General features: G+C 63.1%; 10 protein-coding genes. 8 read left to right on the forward strand and 2 right to left on the reverse strand.

Going from position 1 to position 11,874, the window contains the following annotated elements; all coding sequences use genetic code 11:
• Positions 1-81 precede the first annotated feature (81 nt).
• From M8523_RS10155 to M8523_RS10170, 4 genes are all read left to right on the forward strand, one after another.
• The gene (locus M8523_RS10155) at positions 82-666 is read left to right on the forward strand and encodes an exopolysaccharide biosynthesis protein (protein ID WP_282584743.1); all 585 of its coding nucleotides are present in this window, start codon (positions 82-84) and stop codon (positions 664-666) included.
• Positions 667-679: 13 nt separating this feature from the next.
• Positions 680-1,741 (forward strand): calcium/proton exchanger, encoded by a 1,062-nt coding sequence (cax, locus tag M8523_RS10160; RefSeq protein WP_282584744.1) that lies wholly within the window; start codon positions 680-682, stop codon positions 1,739-1,741.
• A 62-nt stretch (positions 1,742-1,803) separates the two neighbouring features.
• On the forward strand, positions 1,804-3,408 hold the full coding sequence (locus M8523_RS10165) for a cation:proton antiporter (RefSeq protein ID WP_282584745.1): 1,605 nt from the start codon (positions 1,804-1,806) through the stop codon (positions 3,406-3,408).
• Between the two features lie 28 nt (positions 3,409-3,436).
• On the forward strand, positions 3,437-3,955 hold the full coding sequence (locus M8523_RS10170; RefSeq protein WP_282584746.1) for a GNAT family N-acetyltransferase: 519 nt from the start codon (positions 3,437-3,439) through the stop codon (positions 3,953-3,955).
• A gap of 53 nt (positions 3,956-4,008) precedes the next feature.
• Here M8523_RS10170 and hisN read toward each other — a convergent pair whose 3' ends face one another.
• Both hisN and M8523_RS10180 read right to left on the reverse strand, forming a co-directional pair.
• On the reverse strand, positions 4,009-4,806 hold the full coding sequence (hisN, locus tag M8523_RS10175; RefSeq protein WP_282584747.1) for a histidinol-phosphatase: 798 nt from the start codon (positions 4,804-4,806) through the stop codon (positions 4,009-4,011).
• Positions 4,807-5,020: 214 nt separating this feature from the next.
• Positions 5,021-5,917 carry an N-formylglutamate amidohydrolase gene (locus M8523_RS10180; RefSeq protein WP_282584748.1) on the reverse strand — a complete coding sequence of 299 codons (897 nt, stop codon included), beginning with the start codon at positions 5,915-5,917 and terminating at the stop codon, positions 5,021-5,023.
• A gap of 383 nt (positions 5,918-6,300) precedes the next feature.
• Between M8523_RS10180 and rpsD the strand changes: the two genes are divergently transcribed.
• From rpsD to M8523_RS10200, 4 genes are all read left to right on the forward strand, one after another.
• Positions 6,301-6,918 (forward strand): 30S ribosomal protein S4, encoded by a 618-nt coding sequence (gene rpsD / locus M8523_RS10185; RefSeq protein ID WP_282584749.1) that lies wholly within the window; start codon positions 6,301-6,303, stop codon positions 6,916-6,918.
• Between the two features lie 327 nt (positions 6,919-7,245).
• Positions 7,246-8,319, forward strand: coding sequence for a recombinase RecA (gene recA, locus M8523_RS10190; RefSeq protein ID WP_282584750.1), 1,074 nt, complete (start codon positions 7,246-7,248; stop codon positions 8,317-8,319).
• A gap of 179 nt (positions 8,320-8,498) precedes the next feature.
• Positions 8,499-11,204: an alanine--tRNA ligase gene (gene alaS, locus M8523_RS10195; RefSeq protein ID WP_282584751.1), complete on the forward strand. Its 2,706-nt coding sequence runs from the start codon at positions 8,499-8,501 to the stop codon at positions 11,202-11,204.
• Positions 11,205-11,413: 209 nt separating this feature from the next.
• Entirely contained in the window at positions 11,414-11,596 is a 183-nt protein-coding gene (locus M8523_RS10200) for a DUF1328 domain-containing protein (RefSeq protein ID WP_282584752.1), read from the forward strand.
• The last annotated feature ends 278 nt before the right edge of the window (positions 11,597-11,874 follow it).

Below are 11,874 nucleotides of genomic sequence, written 5' to 3' on the forward strand. Positions count from 1 at the left end.
CGGGTCAGGAAAGGTCGGCTTTCCTTCCAGGGCGAGGACCGTTACAACGCGCGGCCACGTTGAAGGGTCATTGTTCGGTCCATGCGCATGTCCCAAGTGCTCACGATTCTCGCGAATGAGCCTGGTGAGCGCATCGCGGTCAAGACGATCTTCGGTGCCTTGAGCGACCGGTCGTTCGCGCTGCTCGTCGTTCTTCTGGGCTTGCCGAATTGCCTGCCGATGCCGCCGCCGATCCCGGCCCTCTGTGCGGTGGTCCTCATCGTTGTCGCGGGTCAGATGGTATTTCTGCGGCCCTCACCCTGGTTGCCGCGATCACTGATGACCCGATCGGTCCCCCGGGCGGATTTCGTACGCGCCGTTGGGCGGGCGCTTCCCTTCGTCAACCGGTTGGAGCGCTGGTCGCAGCCGCGCTGGAACCTGTTCGACGCGCGCATGGGCGGCGTGTTGAGCGGGCTTCTCCTCATGTCGCTCGCCATTGGAATGCTGTTCGCGGCGCCGTTCATCGGACAGGTCCCGTTCGGGGTCGCAGTGTGCCTCGTGGGTCTCGGCCAGGTCGAGCGCGACGGCCTCCTGGTTGTCTCGGGCATTGTCGCGGGCGTCATCGGCACAGCTCTCAGCGCCGGATTTCTTTATGCGGTCTTCAAGACAGTCGAATCGATGATCTAGGCGTTAGCGCCGCATGGCTCTTCTCGCGCTTCTCGCTGTTCCCCTCTCGCTGCTGCTCCATTACGTCATCCATGCGCCCGCGCCTTGGGTCTTCGGGCTCAGTGCTGTCGCGCTTGGCATCCTGGCCGACTGGACCCGTCGCGCCACGGAGCAACTCGCCGAACGTGCGGGACCGGCGGTCGGCGGCCTGATCAGCATCAGCCTTGGCAGTGTCGCCGAGATCATCCTGGCCCTGTTCGTCCTGCTTGACGGGCAGGCCGAGGTCGTGCGGGCACAATTGACCGGCTCGATCATGGGCACCACCCTCTTAGGATTGGGGCTCGCGATCCTGGCGGGCGGGCTCGGCCGCGACAAGCAGGTGTTCGATCGGGAGCGGGTCGGCCTCCTGTCGACGCTGCTGATGCTTGCCACAGTGGCGTTGCTGCTGCCCGCGACCTTCGATCTCACCGCCCGCAGCGTCGTCCACAACAATCACGTCGGCCTGTCCGACGAGCAACTGAGTCTTGGCGTCTCGGCGATCCTGCTCGCGCTCTACGGCGGCAATCTCATCTACACCCTCGTGACCCATCGCGACGTTTTCGCCAGCAGCGACGAGCGAGGCCAGCCCACATGGTCGCTCGGCAAGACCATCGCGGTTCTCGTGGCCGCCACCGCCATGGTGGCCTGGGAAGCCGAGATCGTGTCGGACGCGCTGACGGAGGCCGCGAGCGCCCTCAATTTCTCGCCGACCTTCCTGGGCGTGGTGGTTCTGGCGCTCGTCGGCACAGGCGGTGATCTGCTCGCCGCGGTCACCTTCGCGCGGCAGGACAAGATGAGCCTGGTCCTCAATATTGCCATCGGCTCGGCCATCCAGATCGCCCTCGTGGTGGCGCCGCTGCTCGTCCTCGTGTCATGGCTCATGGGCCATCCGATGACGCTCGTATTTTCGAACCCGCTTCAACTCTTCGCCATCGCCGGCACTGCCTTCATCGTCCGGGCGGTTGCCGCGGATGGCGAAACCACTTGGTTCGAAGGGCTGCTGCTCGTTGGCGTTTACGCTCTGCTGGCGCTGGGTTTCTTCTTTGTGGAAGGCTGATCCGCGTCCCTGAGCGTGCCGTGACGCTTGAGCCGACACTGCCGTTTCTTTAGCGTCGCGACATGGCCCTGTTCGAACTCGTTATTGTCCTGCTGTTGGGCGCCGCAGTTCTCACGACTTTCAGTCAGCGGATCGGCCTGCCGTTCCCCGTGCTTCTGGCGGTGTGTGGTGCGGCGCTCGCCCTGTTGCCGGGCGAAACCATTTCGGCCCGGCTGGATCCCGACCTCGCCCTGGTTCTGTTCGTCGCGCCGGCTCTTCTCGACACAGCCTACGACACCTCCTTGCGGGACCTCAAGACGAACTGGCGGCCGATCGGCAGCCTCGTCATCGCCGCCGTCGGCGTGACGGTCGTGGCCGTCGCGTTGGTCAGCCATGCGCTCGTGCCGGATCTTCCCTGGGCCGCCGCCATTGCGCTCGGCGCCATCGTGGCGCCTCCCGACGCGGTGGCGGCCAGCGCCGTGCTGCGCCAATTGTCGCCGCCCTACAGGATTCTGGTCATTCTCGAAGGCGAGAGCCTCCTCAACGATGCCACCGCGCTCCTCATCTATCGGGTTGCTCTCTACGCCTTGACGGGACATTTTTCGGCATGGACGACGCTGCCGCTCTTCGTGCTCGGATCGCTCGGCGGCCTGGTGCTCGGCTACGCCTTGGCGCGCCTCTTCCCCCTGCTGACACGCCGCCTCGCGGAGGGCCCTGTCTCCATCGTGATGCAATTCGTGGGGACGTTTGCGGTCTGGGTTCTCGCAGACGCGCTCGGCCTTTCTCCCATCCTGACCGTCGTGGCCTATGCCATCACGCTGGCCAGGAACGCCTCCGCGCATGGCGGCGCAGAAACCCGGGTCAGCTCCTTTGCGGTCTGGGATGTGGCCGTCTATGTCCTCAATGCCCTCGCGTTTATCCTCATGGGCCTCCAGCTCAAGGAGATTGGACGCACCGCCGACGGGCGGCTCGGCAGCTATCTCGGGTTTTCCCTGGCGATCCTCCTGACGGTCATCCTGGTTCGACTAGGCTGGACCATGATCTATGCGGCGGGCGTCCGGTACCGCCTTCGGCGCGCGGGTGGCGACCGCTCTCACATGCCGAGCTTCGGCGGGACCGTCGTGCTCGGCTGGTGCGGCATGCGGGGAATCGTGACGCTTGCGACCGCCCTCGCGCTCCCCGAAGGAAGCGCCTCGGGTCTGGCTCATCGCGACCTGATGATATCGGCGGCCTTCGCGGTCGTTCTGGGCACGCTGGTGATCCAAGGTCTGACGCTCGGTCCGCTGATCCGATGGCTGAGGCTCACCGACGACGGGATGGTGGCGCGCGAGGAGGTATTTGCCCGCCAGGAAAGCGCGCGTGCGGCGCTCGACACGCTTCGGCATGACAGCCGTCCGGAAGCCATGATCCTGCGCAAGGAATATAATTTCAGGCTGCGGGAAGACACGCCGCCCGAAGACACGCTGAAGCCGCATGTGTTTGGACGCCTCAGGCTCAAGGCCATTCGGGCGGAGCGCGAGGCCTTGCACAAACTGCGCCGGAGCCAGAAAATCGGCGATGTGGCCTTCCAGACCGTCCAGGAGGAACTCGACTGGGCGGAGGGGCACGCGGTGCACCGCCGTCGTGCCTTCACGGCGGAAGCGCCACCAGGAGACCCCGGGGACATCCCCGGCCGGCCGACGTCCTGAAACGCAGACGAGAGACTGGAATGACCCTATGCCCTGCATGATCCGGGACGCCCGGGACGCGGACCTCCCGGCGATCCTCGAGATCCACAACGATGCCGTCCTCAACACGACCGCGATCTGGTCGGTCCACCCGGTCGATCTCGCGAACCGTGCGGCGATCCTGGCCGAGCGGCGCGCCAAGGGCTACCCGTTCCTGGTGGCCGTCGAGGGCGATACGCTGATGGGATATGCCACCTTCGGCGACTTCCGCCCCCACGACGGCTATTTCCGCACCGTCGAACATTCGATCTACGTGCACGAACAGCACCGCCGCAAAGGCGTCGCGCGACTTTTGCTACCTCGGCTGATCGAGGCGGCGGCATCGATCGGCAAGCATGTGATGATCGGCGGCATCGACGCCACCAACCAGGGCTCGATCGCCCTGCATGAAGCGTTCGGCTTTTCCGTCGTCGGCACGCTGCCGGAGGTTGGCTTCAAATTTGGACGCTACCTCGATCTTCTCTTCATGCAGAAGATCCTCGACCCCGGCCCGTCCGGTCAGGGCTGAACGAGCAGCTCTTCCCGAATTCCAAGAGCCGGCATCGTCCAGGCCGCACCCCGTCAGCCGTTCAGCAGCGCCAGGGCCAGCTCGTGCACGCGCGCATCTCCCGCCGCGATGACCTGACCGCCCTGCGATGCGTCCCCACCATCCCAGGTGGTAACCAGCCCCCCGGCGCCGGTCACGATCGGAATCAAGGCCGCGATATCGTAGGGCTTGAGCCCGCTTTCGATGACCAGATCGACGTGACCGGCCGCGAGCATGCAATAACTGTAACAATCGCCACCATAGCGTGACAAACGGGCCGCATCCTCGACGCGTGCATAGCGGTCTCGCTCGGCTGGCTGCATCAGCCGGGGACTCGTGGTCATGGTTGTGGCTTCCGCCATGGTGGCGCAGGGTCGGGTTCGCAGATGGTGGCTGATCTCGGTTCCGTGCGGATTGAGACCTGACCAGCTGGCGCGTGCGCCATCGCCCATGAAGCGCTCGCGCGTGAAAGGCTGGTGCATCATGCCATAGGCCGGGCGTCCGTTGTGTTCGAGGCAGATCAAGGTGCCCCAGGTCGGGAAGCCGCAAATGAAACTCTTGGTGCCGTCGATCGGGTCGAGCACCCAGCGGTACTCGGCATCGGGTTGATGGTCGGGGAACTCTTCGCCCACGATGCCATGCGCCGGAAACGTTTCCATGATCATCTGCCGCATCGCGGTCTCGGCGGCCCGATCGGCTTCGGTCACAGGATCGAAGGCGACGCCCGCCGACTTGTCCCGCATCGACAGAGCGGTTCGAAAGAACGGCCGAACGGCCTCACCGGCGGCCCGCGCCAGTTCCCCCACGAATGCTTCGAAATCTACGGCAGTCATCACATTCTCCCGAAATGCTGCAAGGCCGAGAACCCAGTCAGCGATGCGGCACGCCGCGTTATGAAATGAACTAGAGGCCCTTGTATATTGTGCAATGCGGTGGCATATGAGTGCGGTGCAGCAACCTTGTTGCTGCACATGCCCTTCTTGGGCGTTTCCTCCCTAGACTTGGGCTGCTTGTGGCAACACGGGCAGCCCTTTTTTTCGTGCAGGCCTATTCCGCGGCGACACGGGTGTCGGTCATCATGGCGGTCGTCAGCCGGGCGACCATCTCCGCAAGGTGGCCCGCCAACGTCGCGAAACCGGCAGTCGGCCGCAGCGTCCGCTCCTCCATATAGAGGTTGCGATTGATCTCGACCTGCAGGGCGTGACGGTGGGTGGCCGGATGACCATAATGTTCGGTGATGAACCCCCCCGCATAGGGTCTGTTGCGCTCCACCAGATAACCGAACCCCTTGAGGGTGGCTTCGGCGACGTCGACGACGCGGCGATCGCAGCTCGTACCATAACGGTCGCCGAGGACGACATCGGCGCGCACCTTGTCGTCATGGGTCCCACCCATGTTGGTCGAAACAATCGACGACGGCATGGAATGGCAATCGATCAGAAGCGCGGTGCCGTGCTGATGCTGCGCCTCCTCGATGAGCTGCCGCAGCCGCGCATGATAAGGCTTGTAGAGCGTATCGATCCGCACAATGGCTTCGTCGACGCTGAGCCGACGCGCGTAGATCTCCTGCGCCTCACCGACGACACGCGCGATCGTACCGAGGCCGCCCGCCACCCGCGGCGATCGCGTATTGGCGAAGGGCGGCAGACGCCCATCGAACATGCGTGGATCGAGCTCATAAGGCTCGCGATTCACATCCAGGAAGGCGCGTGGAAACCGGGCACGCAGCAGAGGTGCCCCGCAATCGACGCCGCCGCGAAACAGCGAATCCACGAAAGCATCCTCAGACCGCCGCAGACTCTGCCGGTCCAATCGGGCGCTCGCAATGAAACGATCCGGATAGACGTCGCCGGAATGTGGCGAACTCAGAACGACGTTCGAGCGCTGTCCAACAGGCTCGACGACCTCGAACGGCGGGTCCAGTTCCGGTTCGCCGGGATTCATCCTTCGATTCGAGCCTTTTGATGAGGCACGCGGGATCGCCCAACGTGCTGGTCTAAACGCACAACGAGATGAACCGATTTGCGTCCGGTCGCATAGTGCCAAGCCCGGCGCGGCTTGTCCACGCGACGCAGCGGACCCGCGTGCAGGACTTTGTCAGGACATGGGCCCGGCATTGACATCTGCCGCTCGGCTCTGTAGCTCACCCCTACCTCCGCAAGCCTTTCGCTTGTCGGAGCTAAAGTCCATGCGCCGGTTTCGGCGGATGGCAACGCACCCGCGATCTTTTCTCTGCATGAGAAGCGATCTGTCGGCTTCACCTTCGTCAGCGGCGAAGGTGCGGCACAGGAGGGCGCGTTCCTCACCCACTCACGCGAGGAACCGCGATGACAAAGCGCATACAAGCCAAATATAAGATCGACCGCCGTCTCGGGCAGAACATCTGGGGTCGCCCGAAGAGTCCCGTCAACCGCCGTGAATACGGCCCCGGCCAGCACGGCCAACGCCGGAAGGGCAAGCCGACCGATTTCGGCACCCAGCTCAAGGCCAAGCAGAAGATGAAGGGCTATTACGGCAACATCTCCGAGAAGCAGTTCCGGAAATATTATGCCGAAGCCATCCGGTTAAAGGGCGATTCGAGCCAGAACCTCGTCGGGCTGCTGGAGCGTCGCTTGGATGCGGTCGTCTACCGCTGCAAATTCGTCTCGACGGTCTTCGCGGCGCGCCAGTTCGTCAATCACGGGCACGTCAAGGTCAACGGCCGTCGCGTGAATATCGCCTCCTATCAGGTCAAGGTGGGTGACACGATCGAGGTGAAGGACACGTCGAAGCAGCTGGCGATCGTTCTTGAATCCGCCCAGCTCGCCGAGCGCGATGTGCCGGATTATTTCGAGATCGATCAGTCCAAGTTCGTCGCCAAGATGACCCGCGTTCCAGGTCTCACCGAGGTGCCCTACCCGGTGCACATGGAACCGAACCTCGTGATCGAGTTCTACTCCCGCTAAATGGACACAAAAAGGGCCGAGGCGATCTCATCGCCTCGGCCCTTTTTTTGTGCTGACCGCTTAGAGAATTGCGGCGGTCGCCACCAACACCCATGCCATAAGAGCACCTGCGGCATAAAACGTCATGCGGTCCATGAGGAGTTCTCCACTTTTCTGCACCGAAAACGCACCAGTTAGGGGAAAGTTCACAACTCTCCTTGACTCCCGCTCGCTTCATTGAACGTCACCCGATTTTCGTTCGTCTCCCTCTTGCGGAATAGAACAAACCAAGTACATTGAGAGGCGTTGCGGCGTCCCGCCGCCCATGTCACAAGAAGGTGCTCATCGATGGCTCAGGCTGATCTCCGCCTCGTGGAAGGAACCTCTGTGGATAAAACCAAGGCGCTGGACGCGGCGCTCTCGCAAATCGAGCGTGCGTTCGGCAAGGGCTCGATCATGCGCCTCGGCAAGAACCAGAAGGCCGTGGAGATCGAGACGATTCCGACGGGTTCACTGGGCCTCGATATCGCACTTGGGGTCGGTGGTCTGCCGCGCGGCCGCGTGATCGAAATCTACGGGCCTGAATCCTCGGGCAAGACCACGTTGACACTCCATGTCATCGCGGAGGCCCAGAAGCGCGGCGGTGTTTGCGCTTTCGTCGACGCGGAACATGCGCTCGATCCCATCTATGCCCGCAAGCTCGGGGTCAATCTCGAAGACCTGCTGATCTCGCAGCCCGACACCGGCGAGCAGGCGCTTGAGATCACCGACACGCTGGTGCGCTCGGGCGCTGTCGACGTGCTTGTCATCGATTCCGTGGCGGCCCTCACGCCGCGCGCCGAGATCGAAGGCGAGATGGGCGATGTGCAGCCGGGCCTCCAGGCGCGGCTGATGAGCCAGGCGTTGCGCAAGCTGACGGGCTCGATCTCCCGGTCGAACACGATGGTGATCTTCATCAATCAGATCCGCATGAAGATCGGTGTCATGTATGGCTCGCCTGAGACGACGACAGGCGGCAATGCGCTGAAATTCTATGCCTCCGTACGCCTCGATATCCGCCGCACAGGCGCCATCAAGGATCGCGACGAGGTGCTCGGCAACTCGACACGCGTCAAAGTGGTGAAGAACAAGGTCGCACCGCCGTTCAAGGAGGTCGAGTTCGACATCATGTATGGCGAGGGGATCTCGAAGATCGGCGAACTCATCGATCTCGGGGTCAAGGCAGGCGTCGTGGAGAAGTCAGGCGCCTGGTTCTCCTATGACAGCCAGCGGCTTGGTCAGGGTCGTGAGAATTCGAAGGGTTTCCTCAAAGCCAACCCGGAAATCGCAAAGCGCATCGAACAGGCCGTGCGGGAAAACGCGGGCCTGATCGCCGAGCGCATCCTGGGCACTCCTGAGCCCGAAGACGAAGGCGAAGCTTAAGTCGCCGTCCTCGGCGATGGCAGGTGTCGGGCGATGACGCGCATCGCTCGACAGGGCCTGAGGCGCTCGCTAGAAGACATTCGTTCTGGTTTTTCCAACCACTTCGGAGCGTTTGCCTCGCAGCCGTGACATCGAGGGCGGAAACCGGATTGTCCGTGAACCCGCAGTCGAGTTTTGGCATGAGCAGCGTCAACGCGATCCGGTCGACTTTTCTCAATTTCTTCCGCGAGGCGGGCCACGAAATCGTTCCGTCGAGTTCGCTGGTGCCTCGCAACGACCCGACGTTGATGTTCACCAACGCCGGCATGGTCCAGTTCAAGAACGTCTTCACCGGGGTGGAGAAGCGCCCCTACAACCGGGCCACGACCTCGCAGAAATGCGTCCGCGCCGGTGGCAAGCACAACGATCTCGACAATGTCGGCTACACGGCCCGACACCACACATTCTTCGAGATGCTCGGCAATTTTTCATTCGGCGATTATTTCAAGGCCGATGCGATCGAACTGGCCTGGACCCTGATCACCAAGCATTTCGACCTGCCCAAGGATCGGCTGCTCGTCACCGTGTACCATACGGACGACGAAGCCTATGATCTGTGGAAGAAGATTGCGGGATTTCCCGACAGCAAGATCATTCGAATCCCGACATCGGACAATTTCTGGGCCATGGGCGAAACCGGGCCCTGTGGTCCTTGCTCCGAGATATTCTTCGATCAAGGCGAAAAGCTCTGGGGCGGCCCCCCCGGCAGCCCTGAGGAGGACGGCGACCGTTTCCTTGAATTCTGGAACCTCGTCTTCATGCAGTTCGAGCAGGTCGCTCCCGGCGAGCGCGTGCCCCTGCCGCGCCCGTCGATCGACACCGGCATGGGCCTCGAACGGATCGCTGCGATTCTCCAGGGCGTAACGTCGAACTACGGCATCGATCTGATGCGCGCGCTGATCTTGGCCGTCGCCTCTGCGACCGGCGTCGATCCCGACGGACCACAGGCCGCGAGCCACCGCATCATCGCCGACCACCTGCGCGCGGCGTCGTTTCTGGTCGCGGACGGTGTCGATCCGTCGAATGAAGGACGTGGCTATGTGCTGCGCCGCATCATGCGACGAGCCATGCGGCATGCGCAGCTGCTCGGATCCCGCGAACCCCTGATGTGGCGCCTGGTCCCGACCCTTGTCCGCGAGATGGGACAAGCCTTTCCAGAGCTCGTTGCCGCCGAAGACCGGATCGCCGAGATCTTGCGCCTGGAGGAAACGCGGTTCCGCGTGACCCTCGCGCGGGGTCTCTCGATGCTTGAAGACGAGACGCGCGATTTTTCCGCTGGGGCGACGCTGTCCGGCGACGTCGCGTTCAGGCTGTACGACACGTTTGGTTTCCCTCTCGACCTCACCCAGGAGGCCTTGCGAAGCCGCGATATCGGGGTGGACAAGGACGCCTTCGGGGCCGCGATGGCGCGCCAAAAGGCGGAGGCGCGACGCGCCTGGTCGGGGTCGGGCGAGGCCGCCACCGAGGCGATCTGGTTCGGCCTCAAGGAGGCGGTCGGCGCGACCGAGTTCCTGGGCTACCGCGAAGAAAAGGCCGAAGCCGTCGTGATGGCGCTGGTCTCTGACGGTCACGAGGTCGACAGCCTGCCGGCGGGACAGTCCGGGCTGGTCATCCTGAACCAGACGCCGTTTTACGGCGAATCGGGCGGCCAGGTGGGCGACACGGGGACGATGGCGGCGCCCGGTCTTCGGGTCACGGTGACCGGGACCCAGAAGAAGCTTGGCGATCTCTTTGTCCATGCGGTCACGGTCGAAGACGGGACGATCGTGAAAGGAGCGGCGGTCGAACTCACGGTCGACCATGCCCGCCGCACCGCCATCAGGGCCAATCACTCCGCGACGCATCTTCTGCACGAGGCTCTTCGGCAGGTCCTGGGACCGCATGTGGCCCAAAAGGGTTCGCTCGTCGGGCCGGATCGCCTCCGCTTCGACTTCTCCCACCAGAAGCCGATGAGCGACGACGAACTTGCGGCCGTCGAGGAGCTCGCGAACAGCATGGTTCTTCGCAATGAGCCGGTCACCACCCGGCTCATGGGCCTCGATGAGGCGCGAGCGAGCGGCGCGCGCGCGCTCTTCGGTGAAAAATACGGTGACGAGGTCCGGGTCGTGTCCATGGGTACGATCGAGGGCGAGAACGGCGCCGTCGCGCCCTATTCGGTCGAACTCTGCGGCGGGACCCACGCACGCCGCACCGGCGACATCGGGCTCATATCGCTGGTGGCCGAAAACGCCGTCTCGTCCGGGGTCCGCCGCCTGGAGGCTCTCACCGGTGCGACGGCCCGCCGGCAGCTTCGCTCCGAGGCGCAGCTTCTCGAAAAGGCCGCGGGGCTCCTGAAAGCGCCGACCGAAATCGTACCGGAGCGGCTCGCCACCCTCATTGAGGAACGCCGGCGCCTGGAACGCGAACTGACTGAGGCGCGTAAGCGCCTCGCCATGGGAGGCGGAGCCGGAGGTCAGGACGCAGCATCGGCGGTCCGGCAGGTGGCAGGCGTCAGCTTCTTCGCCCGTGCCATCTCCGGCGTCGAGATGAAGGACCTGAAGGGATTGGCGGACGAGGCCAAGCAGGCGATCGGTTCGGGCGTGGTGGCGATCGTGGGCGTGGCTCCCGATGGGAAAGCCGGCCTCGTGGTCGCCGTCACAAAAGACCTGACCGCACGGTTTAATGCGGTCGACTTCGTTCGCATCGGTGCCGAGAGTCTGGGCGGGAAAGGCGGCGGAGGGCGGCCCGATATGGCCCAGGCCGGCGGCCCCAATGGAAACGAGGCCGAGGCGGCGCTGGACGCCATCGCGACAGCTCTCTCGTCCGAAGCCGAGACTTCACGCTCTGAGGCAGCCTCACACGGCTAAAGCATTGATCGAGGGTATTTTCGACGCGAGATCGATGCCGCTCGGGTCCGCATGTTCTGACGGGACGTGGAAAGTCTCTTGAGAAGCTGGAACTCCCAACAAATCTGATCGTTGGAAGATCAACCAAGGCGTTTATGTGGCATCGTTGCCGAAACGCCTCGGGCACATTAGCTTCGCGGGGTCGAACCCAGCGTATAGGAGTGTAAGCGATGAACTTCGGTAATCTTCTTCACTGGGCCATCATCTTCCTGATCATCGCGATCGTGGCCGGCTTCCTCGGATTCGGCGGCATCGCCGGCACCGCTATGGGGGCTGCCCATATGGTGTTCTATGTCGCGATCGTCCTGTTGGTCGTGTCCTTGATCTTCGGATTGATGCGGCGGGGCGTATAGGTTCCCCAAATTCCAGGTTGTCGCCCTTGAGGTGACCGCTCTGTTTGAAGCCGCCCGAGCGAAAGCTCAGGCGGTTTTTTTTGTCGAACCCTGCCGCATCGGGTGACATGGGGCGCCCCCAGGAAGCACGAGGTCGGAGCCCTTATCAAAATATTGCATCTTAGTTTTGAAATCGATCGATGACGAATACGACCCCACCACCTTAAGATTTAACTATGTATAAATTACTCAATATCCTAATATTTTATACTCGTTTACCGCAATGAATGCTGCCAATA

Origin of the sequence: Lichenifustis flavocetrariae, assembly GCF_026130545.1 — a bacterium.
Classification (GTDB): Bacteria; Pseudomonadota; Alphaproteobacteria; order Rhizobiales; family Beijerinckiaceae; genus Lichenihabitans; species Lichenihabitans flavocetrariae.